General features: G+C 38.2%; 17 protein-coding genes. 4 read left to right on the top strand and 13 right to left on the bottom strand.

What is annotated here, in order from left to right; all coding sequences use genetic code 11:
* Positions 1-14: 14 nt before the first annotated feature.
* The 10 genes from glmM to ACDG22_RS14760 form a co-directional block, all read right to left on the bottom strand.
* Positions 15-1,403, bottom strand: coding sequence for a phosphoglucosamine mutase (gene glmM, locus ACDG22_RS14715; protein ID WP_270230991.1), 1,389 nt, complete (start codon positions 1,401-1,403; stop codon positions 15-17).
* Positions 1,403-2,080, bottom strand: coding sequence for a DUF4827 domain-containing protein (locus ACDG22_RS14720; protein ID WP_270230994.1), 678 nt, complete (start codon positions 2,078-2,080; stop codon positions 1,403-1,405). Before ACDG22_RS14720 ends, glmM begins: the two co-directional genes overlap by 1 nt.
* Positions 2,081-2,180: 100 nt before the next feature.
* Complete coding sequence (locus ACDG22_RS14725; protein WP_270668951.1) at positions 2,181-2,921, bottom strand: hypothetical protein; 741 nt, start codon at positions 2,919-2,921, stop codon at positions 2,181-2,183.
* Between the two features lie 145 nt (positions 2,922-3,066).
* Positions 3,067-4,152, bottom strand: a complete 1,086-nt coding sequence (locus tag ACDG22_RS14730; RefSeq protein WP_270230819.1) for a phosphotransferase enzyme family protein — start codon at positions 4,150-4,152, stop codon at positions 3,067-3,069.
* Positions 4,153-4,170: 18 nt separating this feature from the next.
* Entirely contained in the window at positions 4,171-5,715 is a 1,545-nt protein-coding gene (locus ACDG22_RS14735) for a Gfo/Idh/MocA family protein (protein WP_270230820.1), read from the bottom strand.
* 101 nt (positions 5,716-5,816) lie between these two features.
* A complete protein-coding gene (locus ACDG22_RS14740) occupies positions 5,817-6,851 on the bottom strand; it encodes a DHH family phosphoesterase (RefSeq protein ID WP_022124829.1) in 1,035 nt (344 codons plus the stop codon).
* A 48-nt stretch (positions 6,852-6,899) separates the two neighbouring features.
* Entirely contained in the window at positions 6,900-8,864 is a 1,965-nt protein-coding gene (locus tag ACDG22_RS14745; protein ID WP_270230829.1) for a ComEC/Rec2 family competence protein, read from the bottom strand.
* A gap of 4 nt (positions 8,865-8,868) precedes the next feature.
* The gene (gene rpe / locus ACDG22_RS14750) at positions 8,869-9,528 is read right to left on the bottom strand and encodes a ribulose-phosphate 3-epimerase (protein WP_270212538.1); all 660 of its coding nucleotides are present in this window, start codon (positions 9,526-9,528) and stop codon (positions 8,869-8,871) included.
* A 76-nt stretch (positions 9,529-9,604) separates the two neighbouring features.
* Complete coding sequence (locus tag ACDG22_RS14755; RefSeq protein ID WP_270212537.1) at positions 9,605-10,900, bottom strand: porin family protein; 1,296 nt, start codon at positions 10,898-10,900, stop codon at positions 9,605-9,607.
* Positions 10,897-11,448: an RNA polymerase sigma factor gene (locus ACDG22_RS14760; protein ID WP_118485106.1), complete on the bottom strand. Its 552-nt coding sequence runs from the start codon at positions 11,446-11,448 to the stop codon at positions 10,897-10,899. Before ACDG22_RS14760 ends, ACDG22_RS14755 begins: the two co-directional genes overlap by 4 nt.
* A gap of 156 nt (positions 11,449-11,604) precedes the next feature.
* Here ACDG22_RS14760 and ACDG22_RS14765 point away from each other — a divergent pair, with 156 nt between their 5' ends.
* A complete protein-coding gene (locus tag ACDG22_RS14765) occupies positions 11,605-12,345 on the top strand; it encodes a NigD1/NigD2 family lipoprotein (RefSeq protein WP_370858948.1) in 741 nt (246 codons plus the stop codon).
* Between the two features lie 73 nt (positions 12,346-12,418).
* Here ACDG22_RS14765 and fmt read toward each other — a convergent pair whose 3' ends face one another.
* Genes fmt through ACDG22_RS14780 form a run of 3 tightly spaced genes read right to left on the bottom strand, consistent with a single transcriptional unit; the run spans position 12,419 to position 15,783 of the window.
* Complete coding sequence (gene fmt / locus ACDG22_RS14770; RefSeq protein ID WP_007567101.1) at positions 12,419-13,390, bottom strand: methionyl-tRNA formyltransferase; 972 nt, start codon at positions 13,388-13,390, stop codon at positions 12,419-12,421.
* 14 nt (positions 13,391-13,404) lie between these two features.
* Positions 13,405-15,204: a chloride channel protein gene (locus tag ACDG22_RS14775; RefSeq protein WP_007567102.1), complete on the bottom strand. Its 1,800-nt coding sequence runs from the start codon at positions 15,202-15,204 to the stop codon at positions 13,405-13,407.
* Between the two features lie 15 nt (positions 15,205-15,219).
* Entirely contained in the window at positions 15,220-15,783 is a 564-nt protein-coding gene (locus ACDG22_RS14780) for an L-threonylcarbamoyladenylate synthase (RefSeq protein WP_040311858.1), read from the bottom strand.
* 113 nt (positions 15,784-15,896) lie between these two features.
* Between ACDG22_RS14780 and dinB the strand changes: the two genes are divergently transcribed.
* The 3 genes from dinB (at position 15,897) to ACDG22_RS14795 (ending at position 18,607) form a co-directional block, all read left to right on the top strand.
* Positions 15,897-16,997 carry a DNA polymerase IV gene (dinB, locus tag ACDG22_RS14785; protein WP_370859014.1) on the top strand — a complete coding sequence of 367 codons (1,101 nt, stop codon included), beginning with the start codon at positions 15,897-15,899 and terminating at the stop codon, positions 16,995-16,997.
* A gap of 171 nt (positions 16,998-17,168) precedes the next feature.
* Entirely contained in the window at positions 17,169-18,029 is an 861-nt protein-coding gene (locus ACDG22_RS14790; RefSeq protein ID WP_007561648.1) for a sigma-70 family RNA polymerase sigma factor, read from the top strand.
* Between the two features lie 167 nt (positions 18,030-18,196).
* Positions 18,197-18,607: a hypothetical protein gene (locus tag ACDG22_RS14795; RefSeq protein WP_178269890.1), complete on the top strand. Its 411-nt coding sequence runs from the start codon at positions 18,197-18,199 to the stop codon at positions 18,605-18,607.
* Position 18,608: the final 1 nt, after the last annotated feature.

Consider the following 18,608-nt stretch of genomic DNA (forward strand, 5'->3'; position numbering starts at 1 on the left):
TTTTTCCTTCGCTTTTATTTCGCTAAACTATATACGATATCCATAATCTGTTTTCCTAATTCATCAGCAGCTTCCATTGTCGCAGCCTCTGAATAGACACGAATAATCGGTTCTGTATTACTCTTACGTAAATGAACCCATTTATCCGGGAAATCAATCTTTACACCGTCTATATCATTTATCTCCTCTGCTTTATAGAGATCTTTCACTTTTGCCAATATTGCATCAACATCAGTTTGCGGTGTAAGATCAATACGGTTCTTAGCAATATAATAATTGGGATAAGAAGCACGCAACTCAGAAACCTTTTTGCCTTCATGCGCCAAATGACTTAAGAAAAGAGCAATTCCAACCAGTGCATCACGTCCATAATGTGATTCTGGATAAATCACCCCACCATTTCCTTCACCACCGATTACAGCATTTGTTTCTTTCATCTTCGTAACTACATTCACTTCACCCACTGCAGCTGCATTATATTGCATACCATATTTACGGGTTACATCACGCAAAGCACGTGTAGAACTCAAATTAGAAACCGTATTTCCTGGCGTATGCTTCAAAACATAATCGGCAACAGTTACCAATGTATATTCTTCACCATACATCGTTCCATCTTCACAGATCATAGCAAGACGGTCTACATCCGGATCGACAACAAATGCCACATCTGCCTTTCCGCCCTTCATCAGATTCATTATATCTCCCAAATTCTTCTCAAGCGGCTCTGGGTTATGCTGGAAATTTCCCGTAGGTTCACAATATAACTTTTCTACATGCTGTACTCCTAAACGATGAAGCAATTCTGGAAGAATAATACCACCTACAGAATTAACACAATCTATTGCTACGCGGAAATTCGCACGTCGTATAGCTTCTACATCAACTAATTTCAAAGCTAATACACTTTCAATATGCTTCTCATTATATGTATTATCTTCTACATAAGAGCCAATATGATCAATATCAGCATATTCAAAAGCCTCCGCTTCTGCAATACGAAGCACCTCTTCACCTTCTGCCGCATTTAAGAATTCTCCATGCTCATTTAACAGTTTCAATGCATTCCACTGTTTGGGATTATGACTTGCAGTAAGAATAATACCTCCACATGCACCAGCCATTGTAACAGCCAGTTCTGTAGTAGGAGTTGAAGCCAGACCGATGTTCACTACATCGAAACCCATTCCCATCAATGTACCACAAACTACATTCTTTACCATCTCGCCAGAAATACGGGCATCACGTCCTACAACAATCTTGTTGCTGCCAACCGTCGATGTACGACGAATCAGCGTGGCATAAGCCGAAGTAAACTTTACGATATCCAGCGGATTTAATCCTTCTCCCGCTTTTCCTCCGATAGTACCCCGGATGCCAGATATAGATTTAATCAGTGTCATTATTTACCTAAATTATAAGTTATCTCGTAATAGCAAGGATATACATACTGCGATGCCTTACTGGTTCCTTGTCCGTGTGGAACAATCAGACGTACACGCGCCACTTTTTCAGAAGAAGTAGTACGACCCGGCTTCAAATATTTTAAAGGAACAAGCCAACCAGAAGGTACTGATGTTGTACCATAAATACTCGCCATACTATATTCTCTTGAAGTCTGGAATGCTGCAGAATAAGAACTAGAACTAATTGTTAATTTATATTCTTCTGGAAACAGTTCCAAAGTCGAATTGCCTGTATTTCCCATGTTCCATAAAAGAGTATCCCCAACACTAAATTCTAATTCATCACGCGACTGAACAGCCACTTCCACGAAGCGAGAAAGAATCTCATGTGACCCTTCCTTTAAGACTTCACCATTTTCACCATTAGGACCTTTGCACATGATATTCATGTAAACGCCACTCTCCTCGAACAGCACAAACTGATTTTCATTTGTGACCGTATCCTGGTTGTAAAAATCTCTCTCGCTGATGATCTGATAATTATGACTCAGAATCCATGCGTGAATCGCATCGGCTTCATCTTCTTTCATTTCAGCATAAGTCTTGCCATTATCACAACTTTGCAAGCAACTACATACTACTATACTTATCAATAATATGTAAACTCCTCTCATCATTTTATATCAAATAAATTATTTTACAAAAGCCAGTTCTATATTTAAAATAAAATTATAGACTTCGAATATAAAGCTATCTCTTAACATTAAAAAAATTTTATTTCAAATTAAAAGAACTTATTTTATCATTCCAATTCTTTTTAAAATAAGGGCCAAATGGCTTGACATCTTTCAATTTTCCATGTTCTATATATGGATGATCAGAATTAACCACATATGTCAAGCTAAATTGCTGAAAATCAGTATCAGAATAAAATGTTAATCTACAACTTGGAGTACCTTTATCCCATATAGAACCTGATTTATAAGAACTAGTAAATTTAAAGGCCGAAATTTTATCATTCATATTAATATCCCATAAAGATGATTTTTCAAACGGAAGATTTTCGGCTGTTGAACTATAAGTATAATTTCTTCCCTTAAAACCTGTATCTTCATATATCGTGACACTCGCATCTTTAAGAAAATTAACACTACTACGTGATAAAGCTCCTTCTAATTTTGTTCTAACAGATAAACTATCATTCAATTCTTTCTCCGAATCAAAATACTCATAGCCTCCATTATTTAAAACTAAAACAGCTACCTCAGGAGCAGATTTATAATATTCCATCAAATTTGCAACTTCTTTATTTTTAAAAAGACAACTAGAATCTTGTAAAACTACATATTCACTAGAATATGATTTCCCATGATAAAAAAAAGTATAAACACCCTTTTCCAAATAAGAAGCTACTTCATTATGTTCTTCAACAAGACTTTCATTTGTACAAGCAGTCAAAATATATAAAAGAACAACACTTAAAACATTCCTTGAAATTTTCTTTAAAATTTTCATATTCACAAAATTTAATTATTAATTATACTTTTATCTCCATATATCATTTCTCGATAAAGAACTAGATTTTCCAAAGCACAAATATAGGCAAAAATAAAATAATCAAGAAATACAGAAGTAATGTTTCCTGTATAGACAAGAAACATTACTTCATCAAGGATGCGATATATGCCTTCATCTTTGGCATAGCACGTCTTGTTTCCTGATACAATGTATATTGTGCCAATGTACGTACATAATTATGTTCGGCGTATTTTATCTGATAATAGGTATCACCGTTGATATAATCGGCCAGAAAACGTACCGCCTGCATGTACGGGAACAAGGTTACGGCATAAGGTAACAACTCTATTTCAACAGGTGTCAGAAAACTTCTGGCTGATTCAATATATCCTTTGGCAAAAGCCTGAAAAATATCGAATCTGAAATGTATTTTGTTTAAATCCGGCTCATCCTCAGGAGCTGTATTAGCTGCAGAACGCAAAAAATCACCAAAATCGGAAAATACGAAACTTGGCATAACTGTATCCAAATCGATTACGCATAATACCTCCCCTTTATCATCAAACAACATATTGCTTACTTTCGTATCACAATGGCAAATACGTTTTGGTAATTTTCCTTCTTGAAACAGACGTTCTGCACAACACATTTCATCAGCATCACGCTCTATCTCATCCACGAGACAACGTACTTTTTCCATACGTCCTACAGCATCTTTCTGCACAGCTTCACGCAATTGTTGCATCCTAAATTTCATATTATGAAAATCAGGAATCGTTTCCCCCAATGGTTCTGGCAAATCTGTAAGCATTGCCTCAAACTCACCAAACTTCAAGCCTACCAGATAAGAAGATTCTGGGGTAACAGCATCCAGTGTACGGGAATCCGGAATAAAGACACACATCCGCCAATATTTTTCGCCATCAAAATAATATGTTTTCCCGGTATCCGACTTCAAAAAGCGAAGCACTTTCCTATCTATATCTTTTGTCTGTTTTTCTTCTAACTTTTTACGGATATGAGCTGTTATAACTTCTATATTATGCTGAAGCATATCAACATCAGTAAAGACTTGATGATTGATGCACTGCAATATATAATCAGAGGCAGAATCATCAAGTGTCTGCACGAGATAAGTCTTATTTATTAAACCGGAAGTCAACGGACTTATTTTTTTCACTTCACCAGCCTCGGGGAAATGAGAAATTATGCTAGTTAAAATCTCCATCAGTTCACGCTATCTTGATTATTCGTTATTTGCCCATTCTTTTGCTCCCTGTTGTTTCAGTTTTGCAGTAATTTCAGCGGCTTTTTTAGCAGTTGCAGCTTCGTCCTCAGGACTAGCAAACGCATGCTTATAACCTTTTACTACATTCCACTCTCCACGTGTAAAATCAGGAAATTCTACCGCAGCACAACCGTTATCCATAGATAGTTCTCCCAACTCAGCCAAGCAGCACCACTCAGCCAAATCGTATACATCCATATCCAATGGCAATCCATTCTGAAGGCAGTACACAAGACGACTGTCCATAATAAAATCCATACCTCCATGTCCACCAACTTCTTTTGCCATCTCTCCATATTTTTTCAGAATAGGATGCTGATATTTTTCTACCAAAGCTTCCATTTCCTTTTGCGGCAAAAAGCCATGTGAGCTAAGATCGTCCAATTTAGGTTGCACTCCCGAAGCTGCCAATTGTTTAGCGTCAAGTGCATATCCTTCAACCGGATATTTGTTAGCAAAACCCTTTGTACCAGTCAGTTGATATAAACGGTTATAAGGTTGTGGAGTCATTACATTATGCTGTATCTCGATAACTTTTCCTTTAGCAGTACGAATCAGCGTTGTCGTATGGTCACCATTACGAAAGTTATTGCATACAGAATCTGTACGTTCTTCCACCAAAGACTTACCTACTACCGACTTTGTATCCATAGCCACCAATGTCGCCATACGATCGCCACGATGAATGTCAAGAGCCTGTGCTACAGGACCAAGTCCGTGAGTAGCATACACGTCACCACGATGTCTCATATTATAATCCAGACGCCATCCTAACTTATCCTCTTTACCGTTTTTCCAGTAATAATCCCAAAAAGCTTCCAAATTATGGATATAAGCTCCCTGCGCACGAATTACCTCACCAAACACTCCCTGCTGAGCCATATTCAAGGTATTCATCTCAAACCAGTCATAACAGCAGTTCTCCAAAATAAAGCAATGTCTACGACTTGTTTCACTCAAATTGATCAAAGCCCAGCATTCTTTCAGATTCATAGCTGAAGGAACTTCTACAGCAACATTCTTACCATGCTCCAAGGCACATTTTGCAACAGGAAAATGATGTAGCCAGTCGGCAGCTATATAAACCAGATCGATGTCATCGCGTTTACACAACTCTTCATAGCCTTTCTCACCTGAATAAATAGCAGCTTTAGGCAAAGATGCTGCCTTCAAGTATTTCTGGCAATCTTCTGCACGTTTCTGTTCATAATCACATAAGGCAACAATCTGAGTACCGGGAATATGTGTAAAACGTTCAACAGCACCAGGTCCTCTCATACCTAGCCCAACAAAACCAACACGAACGACGTCCATTTTAGGCACAGTCAGTCCCAATACACTTTTCTGACCAGCAGGTCTTTCTGGTGTATGCACGACAATTGTACCTTTATTCCATTCCCACTGTGTTCCTCTTTCCGACGTATACACTTCAGTAGTCGGCTTCACTGCACATGCCCCTAACACAAGACACATACTCCAAACCAGTACTTTTAGTTTTTTCATATTTTCATTTAAAGTTAAGTTTCATTTTAAGACTGAATTATGACAGTATATTCTATGATCTGCTTAAAAAAGAAATATATAGTCCAAATCAATTCCTGATTTTACTTATTAAGCAAGTCCTCATATTTCACCAATGCCTGCTTAAACAGTTCAATAGCCTCATCCATCGTTCCATAGAATTCTCCACCAGAAGCATTCAGATGTCCACCTCCGTTAAAAAATTCGGATGCGACTTTATTACAAGGGAAGGTTCCTACAGATCGTAATGATACCTTTATCATATTTTTTTCAGTATCTTCACGGAGAAAAACTGAAAAACAAACTCCCTTCATCTGCAGTGGAATATTGACAAATCCTTCAGTATCTCCTTTCACATAATGAAACTTACTCTGCTCATCTTTGGTAAGCCATATCAATGCAGCATGAAAGCGAGGGAAGACCTGCATTTTATCATATAAAATATACCCCATAAGGCGTAAACGATCTTCCGAATATGTATTGAAGACCTTACGGTAAATTTCATCCTTATCGATACCTTTTGATAATAATTCGCTAATGATAAAATAAATCTCACGGCTATTCGAATTATAAGTAAATCCTCCCGTATCAGTCATCATACCAGTATAAATACATTCAGCTCCTTCACGAGTTATATCTTCAAAATTACCCATCCGACAAATCAAACGAAAAATTAATTCAGAGGTTGAAGAAATCTCAGGATGAGATATAGTTACACGACAGAAGTCTTCTGGATTCAAATGATGATCGATCAACACCTTACGCCCAGCAGAAGCAGCAACAGGTTTGGCCATTGCGTCAATACGCGATAAAGCATTGAAATCCAAACAGCAAATTACGTCGGCTTCAGCTATCAGTTTATCGGCAAATTCCGAATATTTGTCATAGCGGATAATATCTTTTGCCCCAGGCATCCAACGTAAGAAATCAGGAAAAGCATTAGGGACAATTATATGTACATTTTTCTCTTGTGTTTCCAGAAAATGAAGTAATCCTAACGAAGAGCCCAAAGCATCACCATCAGGAGATACATGAGTTACAATAACTATCTTGTCAGCACGTTCAAAATATTTAGCAACCTTATCAATATTGGCTTGAAGTATAACTTTTGTCAACATAAAAAAACGAATTAAATTGAATGGCAAAAATACAAATTAATTCTTAATCTACAGAAGAATAGCGTAAGAACCTTTTTCTGACATATCTATATAATTCAACCCATAGAATTCACATTCTCGTTTCAATTTTTCCCGATATGAGTCTTCTAACGAAGTATCTAAAACAACTTGTTTTATCTGAAACAACCGTTTGAGATCAGCTACAGAACCATAAAATCCACGGCATATATAAGCATAATCTACATGCAAAGGAGAAAGTGCCTTTTGTTTTCTCCATTTATTATTATCGACCAAAACAATACAAATATCTCTAACCTTATAGATACATGATGCAGAAGACAACTCATTAATATCTCTGTCGTATTTGGTATAAACTCCAGCACGAGACAAATAAATATAAGTACCAGCCAGCTCCCTTTGTTTCCACAAAAAGGACACTATCAAAACATTTACAGTCAGTAGAAATACAATCAGCCTACGTGCATTACGACAGACAACATACCTCCATAAAGTCACTATTGCAACAGCAAGTAACCATGCCTGCCATACCGAAAGATAGGCAGATGTAATTTGTGCTCCCGACCAATGTTGTATCTGCTCCATTACCTCATTCAAAGTCCGTACTGCAAAATCCAATCCCTGTACCACAAAGTTTGCAACTACAGGAAACACCCCAAGTGCCAATGCCAGCAGCGTAGCCGACAGGATAAAAACAGCTATTGGAGCAACAACAAGATTAGATAGCAAAAAATAAACCGGGAATGTTCCAAAATAATATAATATAAGTGGCAGTGTTGCTAATTGGGCAGCAAGAGAAAGAGAAATAATGTTCCACAAGTAAGCAACAATTTTATTTCGCACTACAAATAAACTATCAATTAATGGATAAAATAAGAAAATGCCCAATACAGCCATAAATGATAACTGAAAACCGACATCAAACAAATACATGGGCTGGTATATCAACATTATAAAAGCTGTCAAAGTTAAAGCTGAAAAACCCGAGAAGCGATCCTCTGAAAAGATAGAAGCTACCACATACGCAGAAAACATTGTGACCGCCCTTATTACCGAAGGACTCAGCCCAGACAAGAAAACAAATCCCCACAAAAGTCCGACAATGAGAAAACTTGCAATCCATTTTCCGCCACAAACCCGCCGTAAAGGATAGAACAGCCACGAAAGAATCATCGATAGTATACCAATATGCAAACCGGAAAGCGCAAGAATATGACTAACCCCAGCTGCATTGTATGTAGCTTTTATCTCACGAGTAAGTTTTGATTTATCACCTACAGTAAGTGCCGATATTATAGCCAACACATCATCTTCCAAATTCCATGTACGAAACTTTTTAATGATTTGTTCTCGAAGCATCAAAGCCTGCATCTTAAATGTTGGAGTACTTGGCCGAAGCAGTTTACGCCAATATCCGGAGTAGACTATTGCCGTTCCACTTATCCCCTGTCGCTGAAGATATTGTCCATAATCAAATCCCGTAAAATCTGCATCAGACATAGGTATCCCGACATGTGCACGAAAGCACATTCGATCACCACATTGTAATGGAGGTTGCATAGAATCAGGCATCCAATAAAGAAGTACCTGCTTATTTACCGGTTTCCAACTTCCTGTAGCAACATCTTTTACTTTTTCCACATTGACAGTTGCCTGAATAGTCTTGCCTTTCACACGAGGAATATCACATACGAAAGCAACATACACCGCTTTATCAGAATCCCACTCGTGATGTATATTTTCCAATGATATAACAAATAGTATTCCTCCTAGAAGCAAAAAACTTAGACTAACAGATATCCCAAACAAGAAACGAATCCGATAAGTCTTCGAAAAGTAAAATATAGAAGACAAAAGAACAGACAGAACAAAAACAAAACAAAGTGCATACAAGTAAGTTCCATCTAAAGCAAACACATCAGATAAAAAAATTCCGGTTGCCAGTGCTACCGACAACCGGAACAAAGGATAAAATGTGAAACGAGAACTCACCATTTTATTATTTTAGCTCCTTCAAACGACGAATCATGTCAACCATATCGGGAGCTTTAAAAACTGCATTACCAGCAACTAACACATCCGCTCCTGCCTCAACCAGCTGTGAACCAGTTTCCAGATTTACACCACCATCGACCTCTATCAGTGCCTGAGAGCCACTACGATCTATCAGTTCACGAAGCTCACGTACTTTTGTCAGTGTATGAGGAATAAATTTCTGTCCTCCAAAACCAGGATTAACACTCATCAGCAGCACCATATCCACATCACTGATAATATCAGTAAGCATTGACACCGGAGTGGATGGATTCAACGTTACTCCTGCACGCATACCTGCATCCTTTATCTGCTGCACCACACGATGCAAATGAGTACACGCCTCATAATGTACATTCATCATCATGGTGCCCAGTTCTTTTACCTCTCGAATAAATTTCTCCGGTTGCACTATCATCAAATGTACATCCAATGGTTTTTCACTCAGCTCTGCCACATATTTCAAGACAGGGAATCCAACAGATATATTTGGAACAAAAACCCCATCCATTATATCTATATGCAACCAGTCTGCATCACTATGGTTTATCTTCTCGATATCTTCTTTCAGATTAGCAAAATTTGCAGATAAGAGAGAAGGCGATATTTTCAATTCACTCTTCATACTTTAAAAACTTATTCCTAAGAACAAAGATAAGTATTTTTATCGAGATAAGAGGTAAGGCTCAACAAAAACAGCTCTATTCAAAGCTGAAACGCAAACCAAACTGAAGATTGAAATTGAATGGATGTTCTTTGCGAATCGTTTCAATCTGACTGCCATCATCAAAATAATATGCAATACCAGGTTCAGCATATAATCCTAAGTGTTTAGTAAAATTCACCTGTGCCCCTGCTGCTGCCGAAACAGACCATTGCAAAGAATTAACTTTTAACGAAGTGTGTTCAACTTCACGATTTGAGTTTCCGTTTACATATACAGCATCCATACTTCCTGATACACATTTTTCAACCATTCCACCGGCTGATGCATAAAATGAAAACCAACGATTATTCCATATTGAGCGATGTACTTTTAAAGGAATTCCTATATAATGCAATTTCTGTTGTTCTTCGATATATGAACCTGAACCGGAATGCAATTCCGAAGAAAGCATTGTATAATTCATTCCAGTTTCCAATGCCCATTCGCGAGTAATATTCCACTTTATCGAGAGACCTACTGTTACCGGCATTTTATGTTTCACATCTGTAGTAGAACTGCAATCACGATTATTAAGCAATACCTGACTATAAGCAGTCTGTTCATCACTTTCAGAAACGGCTCCCATATTTATAGGAGTAGCATAAAGCGACCGACTATTCAGACGGCTCATACCTCCAAATGAGCGAGATGAAGAATAAGGAGTATTTCCTGCAGACAAACCAACCGACCACTTACGGTCCTTTTCACCTTTCCCCATAGCCAGCATTTCTTGGTTTCGCTTAACTTGACGACGGTCTGCTTCCAAAGTACGATACGCCCGTTTTTTATCAGTGTCATAATTCGTACTGCCGGTTTCTTGTTCCTTATCCTCTACCTTATATTCTTCCTTTATAGACATTATTTCACTTTCAGCAACAACCTCCTGATTGTGATTTTCAGGTGTCTCGATTTTCGCCAAACAGACTTTAGCCGGAGAAGACGCTACGACCGGATCCGAAGAATCCATTTTTGAATTATCTGATGAAAATATCTTTTCAGAAGAAGATAAAACCTCATCATCAGGAGTTGATGAAAAGTCTAATTCTTCAACCAACGCCTCATTACTACGCATATAATCGGCAGTAGGAGAATTTATAAACCAAAACGTCAACGACGAAACGGCTACGACCAAAACAGCAGCTGCAACAAAGCGACGTGTCCTCCACATTGGAATGACGCGTGGCGCAGACAACTCCTCCTCTAACCTTTCCCACAAAGCATCGGGAAGAGGTTCAGAATAATCCTCCAGTTTATTGCGAAGGTTTTCTACCCATTTATCATCCTCTTTCATTCTAGTTTCCTTTTTCTATATTCATTAATTTTCTTTATCAATAAGCTTTTTGCACGATAGAACTGCGATGAAGAAGTATGTTCTGTTATCCCTAATAAAGAAGCTATTTCTTTATGACTTTTATCTTCAAATACATATAAATTGAATACTGTACGATAACCATCAGGAAGTTCTGATATAAACTTCATCAACACAGAACGAGGTATATCATCCAACTCACTGTCATCAGTATCAGGAACATCAGGTATTTCAGTCATCAATACCTCTTGCTGCACTTGCGTATTCTTCTTCCTCAAGTACCCTAATGCTTCATTTACCATCACCCGCGAAAGCCAAGCTTTGAGAGAGCCTTCACCTTGATAAGAAAACTGCTTGATAGATTGAAATATACGCAAGAAACCATCATGCAAAATATCTTCTGCAGTTTCACGGTCACCGATATAGCGAAGGCATATAGCCATGAGCGACCCACCATAGCGCTCATACAGCGTGTGGCGTGCCCGCATATCTCCCCGTTGGCATTGCAACGACAATTCTTCCTCTGACATATCGGCTTTCATCTGCATTTTAATATGAAATGTCCTTGCGGCAAAAATACTGCACATAAAGAGAAATAAATTTTATTCTAAATTATTTTTAACAATTTAAGATGCAGTAAAAAGTAAATTTATCCGTTATATAAACGGATTATAAAAGCAACAGCCATGAAACGACGAAACTGTTTACAACAAATTATTGGAATATTACTCTGCTGCACATTATTCTCCTCGTGTCTGGATGATAATGAACCCGAAACCTTTTTTCCGACACTGGGAACTGTCAATGCAGATGAAAACGACATAACAATAGAATCTGACTCATATGGATTATTAATTCCGACTAACCCCGGATTCATTACTTCCACCCAAACAGATTCTACGGGGCAAAGAATACTTGCTGTTTTTCAATATACAGAAAACACAACTAAAGAAGGAAAAACAGGTATGCAGGTAGAACTAGTAAGAGTAAACAAAGTATTAACCAAAAAAGCTGATGACTTACGAATTGGTATAGAAGATGTATTTGGCAATAGTCCTATTCAAATTACAGCTGCTTCTATCAGTCAGAAACATCTGAACATTCAATATGAATATTATGGAAGTACAAACATCAGCCACCGAATCAGCCTAGTGTTAAATTCTGAAACTCAACTGGATGAAAATGGGTTACTACAGGTAGAATTCCGTCACAATAATCAAGGAGATACTTATTCTGAAAGATTGTGGGGAATTGTTTCATATACACTGGAAAGCATCCCTGATTATGATGAGTTTAAATGTAAGGGATTTAAGATTATCTATGACAGCGGGGCAAACAGTCGTGCAGAATGGATAGTTAAAATAAACTCTCAAGGTACACAAACAGAACAAAATCCGTCACGTTATATTGAGTCTTGTTGTTTCTAAGTTTATATCTCTGCACCATTCAGTAACAGCCCCTTCCCTCTTTTCGGGCTGTTCTGAATGGTTTTTTATTTTATTACTTCACATATGCTTTTTCTGTATGGCGATACCCACGCAAGAAATCATTTATCTCCATACGTTTTTTACCAGCCAGCTGTAACGAAAGAACATTCACATATCCGTCAGACGATGCTATTTTAAAATATGTTTTACAGTCGGTTACAATAGTACCCGGAGCCAATGAATGTTCACAGAATAATTTTTCAGTTTCAAATATCTTCAGCATAACAGGATCAGTCCCTTCCTGATAAAGTTCAGTCCATGCAGCTGGATAAGGTGATAAACCACGTACAAAATCGTAGATCCGTTTCACGCCTATTGTCCAATCGATACGACAGGTTTCTTTAAATATCTTTGGAGCAGGACGAAGTTCACCAACCTGAGCCAATTCTTCTTGTGGAATTGTTTTTACAGAACCTTCCAGAATAGCATCCACAGTCTTCAAAACCAAATCACCTCCCAAACGCATCAAACGTTCATAAACAACCTCCACATTATCAGTATCAGCTATAGGTACACGGACCTGATCTATAATCTCTCCTGTATCAATTTCATGCTTCAGGAAAAAGGTTGTAATACCAGTTTCGGTATCTCCATTTATCACAGCCCAATTTATCGGAGCTGCCCCACGGTATTGAGGAAGCAATGAAGCATGAAGATTAAACGTACCCAAACGCGGCATACTCCATACGACTTCAGGCAACATACGAAAAGCGACCACAATCTGTAAGTCAGCATTCAGGCTCCGAAGTTCTGCTACAAACTCTTCATTTTTTAATTTTTCAGGCTGTAGCACTTTTAAACCTTGGGAAACCGCATATTGTTTTACCGGACTCGGTTGCAATACACTTCCGTGACGCCCCATCGGTTTATCAGGCATCGTGATGACACCTACTATATTATATCCTCCCTCTACCAGTCTTTTTAAACTTTCCACTGCAAACTCGGGAGTTCCCATATATACAATTCTCAAATCCTTCTTATCCATAAGTCTTGTACTTTTTATTCAGCTGAAATATCCACCAATACCTGACGATAGGTATTCAACATTTTTGATTTCGAAACAAACCCAATATACTTATTATCCTCATCAACTACAGGTAAGTTCCAGGCCCCCGTCTGGTCAAACTTCTTCATCACAACTTCCATAGAGTCTGTACTAATAATAGGTGCTTTAGGAGGCTTCATAAAACTTTCTACCCGGAAACGGTGATATAATTCCTGACGGAAAATAATATTACGAATATCATCAAGAACTACTATACCAATTAGTTCATCATTTACATCAACCACAGGAAAAAGGTTACGGCTAGATTGAGAAATACGCTTCACCATCTCACCTAAATCCATATCAGGACGTACTTTCAGAAAATCTGTTTCCACAATACTCTCCATATTCATCAGTGTCAATACCGCCTTATCTTTATGATGGGTTATCAGCTCGCCTGTTTTTGCCAGACGCATAGAATAAATACTATGAGGCTCAAATACGATGATAGTCAGATAGGCACATACAGAAACAATCATTAGCGGAAGAAACAAATCATATCCACCTGTCAGTTCTGCAATCAAGAAAATACCCGTCAGTGGAGCATGCATAACTCCCGACATCAGACCAGCCATTCCCATCAGAGCAAAATTCTTTTCCGGAATATATGTATTTCCGATATGGAACTCATTACATACATACGAAAAGACAAACCCCGATATACATCCCAAAAACAGACTAGGAGCAAAAATACCACCGCAACCACCACCTCCATTTGTTGCACTAGAAGCAAAAACCTTAAACAAGATTATCAAAATAAGGTATACGACCAACAGATGCGTGCTACCATAAAACAATGAATTGTTCATTACAGTATTCCACTCTTCCGAGGTTTCACCGTTTAACAACAAACTAATGGTATCATATCCTTCACCATATAATGGTGGAAAAAGAAATATCAGAATACTCAGCATAGCTCCACCAATAACAAACTTAACATAAGGATTGGAATACCGGCGGAATATATTTTCTATCCAGTTCATTGAACGAGTAAAATACCAAGCAACCAAGCCACAAAATATACCTAAAGCGATGGCATATGGAATGCGTTCGAGCGAAAAAGGATAATCCAGATGAAACTGAAACATTGCTTCTGTACCCAAAAGCAGATACGAAACAGAAGCTGCGGTAACACTCGTTATCAGCAACGGAAGAAGTGAAGCCATCGTCAGATCTATCATCAACACCTCCAGCGTAAATACTAATCCAGCTATAGGAGCTTTAAAAATACCAGATACAGCACCAGCCGCTCCACAACCAACCAGCAACATCAAGGTCTTGTGATCCATACGGAAAACACTTCCCAAATTAGAGCCTATAGCAGATCCTGTCAATACAATCGGCGCCTCAGCTCCTACAGATCCACCACATCCGATAGTTATGGCAGAAGCACAAACCGACGACCAAATATTATGCCGTTTAATGCGACTTTGTTTACGCGATATGGCATAAAGAATCTTAGTTACACCATGACTGATATCATCACGTACCACCTTACGGATAAACAAACTGGTTATAAAAATACCCGCTACCGGATATACCAGATAAAGCCAGTTTGCCCCCATAGGGTCAAAATTCTCTGTCAGGAACTCCTTTATATATTCTACAAGAAACTTCAACACATAAGCAGCCAATGCGGTAAATATACCAACAAGAAAACTCAATATTAAAATAAACTGCTTATTTGTAATATGTTTTTCCCTCCATCGGATAAAACGTTGAAGCAAATCGAACTTATCTTGTGAAGTTTTCATCGAACGCGTAATTTTTTATTCTCTTATAACTTTCACAACACCGCCCTTACCTAATTTAATAATACTGGAAGGCTTAGGATGACCATTTTCTTCACGACGAAAATCAACTACATAATCTACCGCATTCTTTATTTCCTCACTTATCTCAGAAAAAATAGCAGGTGCAGGCTGGCCGCTGATATTGGCAGAAGTTGAAACTATCGCTTTACGAAAGCGGAAACATAATTCTTTCGAAAAGGTTTCATTTGTTACACGAATACCCACACTGCCATCCTCTGCAAGCAAATTAGGAGCTAAATTACGTGCTCCATCATAAATTATAGTAAAAGGTTTGGTAGTCATTTCGATTAAATCCCAAGCAACAGGAGGTACATCACTAACATAAAAATCGACCTTCACCGGACTATCTACAAGTACCAGCATTGCTTTACTGTCAGCTCTATGCTTAATTTCATATACTCGCTTTACAGCTTCCTCATTGGTTGCATCGCAGCCTATTCCCCAAACGGTGTCAGTCGGATAAAGTATCACACCGCCTTTTTGCATGATCTCACATGCCTTTTTAATTTCATCTTTCATCATAATGACTGTTCTCGCTAGTTTATTCAAAGCCTCACAAAAGTACAAATGATTTTTATGATAGCCCAAAAAACTTTCATTAAATTTGCATGAAAGAGCTTTTACGTCAAAACATGAACACGAGCCGGAAAATCATACACATAGATATGGATGCATTTTACGCTTCTGTAGAACAGCGTGACAATCCAGATTTAAAAGGTAAGCCTGTAGCAGTCGGACATTCAGAGAAACGAGGAGTTGTGGCTGCTGCAAGTTACGAAGCACGCAAGTATGGAGTGCGTTCGGCTATGTCATCGGTAAAAGCATTAAAAATCTGCCCAGAACTGATATTCGTAGAAGGGCGTATGGATGTATACAAAAGTGTATCGGCACAGATTCACGAAATTTTTCACGAATATACAGACATTATTGAACCGATATCACTTGACGAAGCATTTCTGGATGTGACAGAAAATAAAAAAGACATCAAACTGGCTGTAGATATAGCCCGGGAAATAAAAATCCGGATACGAAAAGAGTTAAACCTTGTAGCCTCTGCCGGAATATCGTATAATAAATTCCTGGCCAAAGTTGCTTCCGATTTACGCAAGCCAGACGGCCTTTGTACTATACACCCCAACCAAGCTGAAGAATTCATTGCCGGATTACCGATTGAAGCTTTTTGGGGAGTAGGACCTGTCACAGCTAAAAAGATGCATACATTGGGAATCTACAATGGAAGTACGCTTCGTAACTGTTCACTAGAAATGTTGACAAGGCAATTTGGGAAAATGGGGCAAGTATATTACGACTTTGCCCGAGGCATAGATAATCGTCCGGTTGAAGCTATACGTATCCGGAAATCAATAGGATGTGAGCACACACTCGAAAAAGACATATCACTCAAATCATCTGTTATCATAGAACTGTACCATGTCGCATGCGAATTGGCAGAACGGCTTAAAGCCAAAGATTTTCAAGGCAGTACACTTACACTGAAAGTAAAATTTCACGATTTTACTCAGATTACACGCAGTATTAGTGTTAACAAACAGTTGCATACTTTGCAAGATATCCTTCCGCTGTCCAAACAATTACTTGCGGAAGTAGACTACGAGCAACATCCTATACGGCTTCTCGGACTCTCCGTTTCTAACCCCAAAGAAGAAGAATCTCAATTTACAGAAAGCAATAAAGAAAAATGGATCCAATTAACTCTGAATTTTAAAGAATAAAAGAGAAAAGTGTCTTCATTCTCAAAAAATCTGACGTTTTTTCAATAAAAACACGACAAAATCCCTGAAAATTATCCGAATATTTTTAGCTTTATGTTTAATCTTTCTTAATGAAAGAATCGCTATATGAAAGTTTTTTAGTATTTTTGTAGCCAAATTCGGTGTATAATAATGAGACAACTAAAGATTACCAAAAGTATCACTAACCGAGAGAGTGCTTCTCTTGATAAGTATTTGCAGGAAATCGGTCGCGAGGACCTGATTACGGTTGAAGAAGAAGTAGAACTCGCTCAGCGTATTCGTAAGGGGGACCGCATTGCTTTGGAGAAACTTACACGTGCCAACTTGCGATTCGTAGTATCAGTAGCCAAACAGTACCAAAATCAAGGCTTGAGCCTTCCTGACTTGATAAACGAGGGAAATCTAGGTTTGATAAAGGCTGCTGAAAAGTTTGACGAAACTCGTGGATTTAAATTTATCAGTTATGCTGTATGGTGGATCCGCCAGTCTATTCTTCAAGCTTTGGCAGAACAATCGCGAATCGTACGTTTACCGTTGAATCAAGTTGGTTCACTGAACAAAATCAGTAAGGCATTCTCTAAGTTCGAACAAGAAAACGAACGTCGTCCTTCACCGGAAGAACTAGCAGACGAACTTGAGATTCCGGTAGATAAAATTTCAGATACGCTGAAAGTTTCAGGACGCCACATTTCTGTAGATGCTCCTTTCGTAGAAGGAGAAGACAACAGCTTGCTGGATGTCCTTGTAAACGACGACTCTCCAATGGCGGACCGTTCGCTGGTTAATGAATCACTTTCGAGGGAAATCGACAGAGCACTTTCTACGCTAACCGAAAGAGAAAAGGATATTATCCAAATGTTTTTCGGTATTAACACGCAAGAAATGACGTTGGAAGAAATCGGCGATAAATTCGGCCTCACACGTGAGCGCGTACGCCAGATTAAAGAAAAAGCTATCAGAAGATTAAGACAAAATTCTCGTAGCAAGTTGCTCAAATCTTATTTAGGGTAATAAGATAAAGATCGTTTCCGAAAACAAAACAGGATGCAACAGTGGGCAGAGCGCCACACTATTGCATCTTTTTTTATATCCATGCGTTTTTCTTTGTTAATTTTCTCTATTCCTTTTTCATATATTATCGCAAATATCTATTTTTGTGACCTAAAATAAACTAAATCATGAAATATCTTAAATTACTCTGCCTTTTATTGGTTGCGTCTGCAATTTTCCCTGCGCTGGCAAAATCACCAAAAGACAAACATAAATACGGTGTTTACATTACAGGAGTTTCTGCATCATTTTCAGATTCTTTGGTTTACTTTACTAATATACAGTACGTAGACAGTGCTGCTGTTGATGATAAGGATCTGCTTGTCGGACGTGCAGAATACAGCATGCAGCTTAAAGATTATCTGGAGTCAAACAAACAGTTAAAAAACCGCACTTGCTTCGTTTATTTCAACCGGAAAAAGAAAAATCTGCAAAAAGAAATAAACAAGCTGAAGGAAAAATATCAGAAGAATAAAAGTATCGTGGTATTAGAGGTTGATTCTGAATTTATCTTCAAGAAAGCCGAATTATATTATTAAG

It is taken from the genome of Phocaeicola coprocola, from assembly GCF_041333015.1.
GTDB lineage: Bacteria > Bacteroidota > Bacteroidia > Bacteroidales > Bacteroidaceae > Phocaeicola > Phocaeicola coprocola.

Coding starts and splice junctions, on each gene's coding strand:
- ACDG22_RS14790 (WP_007561648.1), top strand. CDS start 17,169: ATGAGACAACTAAAGATTACCAAAAGTATCACTAACCGAGAGAGTGCT.
- ACDG22_RS14735 (WP_270230820.1), bottom strand. CDS start 5,715: ATGAAAAAACTAAAAGTACTGGTTTGGAGTATGTGTCTTGTGTTAGGG.
- ACDG22_RS14775 (WP_007567102.1), bottom strand. CDS start 15,204: ATGAAAACTTCACAAGATAAGTTCGATTTGCTTCAACGTTTTATCCGA.
- rpe (WP_270212538.1), bottom strand. CDS start 9,528: ATGAAGAGTGAATTGAAAATATCGCCTTCTCTCTTATCTGCAAATTTT.
- dinB (WP_370859014.1), top strand. CDS start 15,897: ATGAACACGAGCCGGAAAATCATACACATAGATATGGATGCATTTTAC.
- ACDG22_RS14740 (WP_022124829.1), bottom strand. CDS start 6,851: ATGTTGACAAAAGTTATACTTCAAGCCAATATTGATAAGGTTGCTAAA.
- ACDG22_RS14760 (WP_118485106.1), bottom strand. CDS start 11,448: ATGTCAGAGGAAGAATTGTCGTTGCAATGCCAACGGGGAGATATGCGG.
- ACDG22_RS14755 (WP_270212537.1), bottom strand. CDS start 10,900: ATGAAAGAGGATGATAAATGGGTAGAAAACCTTCGCAATAAACTGGAG.
- ACDG22_RS14780 (WP_040311858.1), bottom strand. CDS start 15,783: ATGAAAGATGAAATTAAAAAGGCATGTGAGATCATGCAAAAAGGCGGT.
- ACDG22_RS14730 (WP_270230819.1), bottom strand. CDS start 4,152: ATGGAGATTTTAACTAGCATAATTTCTCATTTCCCCGAGGCTGGTGAA.
- glmM (WP_270230991.1), bottom strand. CDS start 1,403: ATGACACTGATTAAATCTATATCTGGCATCCGGGGTACTATCGGAGGA.
- ACDG22_RS14745 (WP_270230829.1), bottom strand. CDS start 8,864: ATGGTGAGTTCTCGTTTCACATTTTATCCTTTGTTCCGGTTGTCGGTA.
- ACDG22_RS14720 (WP_270230994.1), bottom strand. CDS start 2,080: ATGAGAGGAGTTTACATATTATTGATAAGTATAGTAGTATGTAGTTGC.
- ACDG22_RS14795 (WP_178269890.1), top strand. CDS start 18,197: ATGAAATATCTTAAATTACTCTGCCTTTTATTGGTTGCGTCTGCAATT.
- ACDG22_RS14725 (WP_270668951.1), bottom strand. CDS start 2,921: ATGAAAATTTTAAAGAAAATTTCAAGGAATGTTTTAAGTGTTGTTCTT.
- ACDG22_RS14765 (WP_370858948.1), top strand. CDS start 11,605: ATGAAACGACGAAACTGTTTACAACAAATTATTGGAATATTACTCTGC.
- fmt (WP_007567101.1), bottom strand. CDS start 13,390: ATGGATAAGAAGGATTTGAGAATTGTATATATGGGAACTCCCGAGTTT.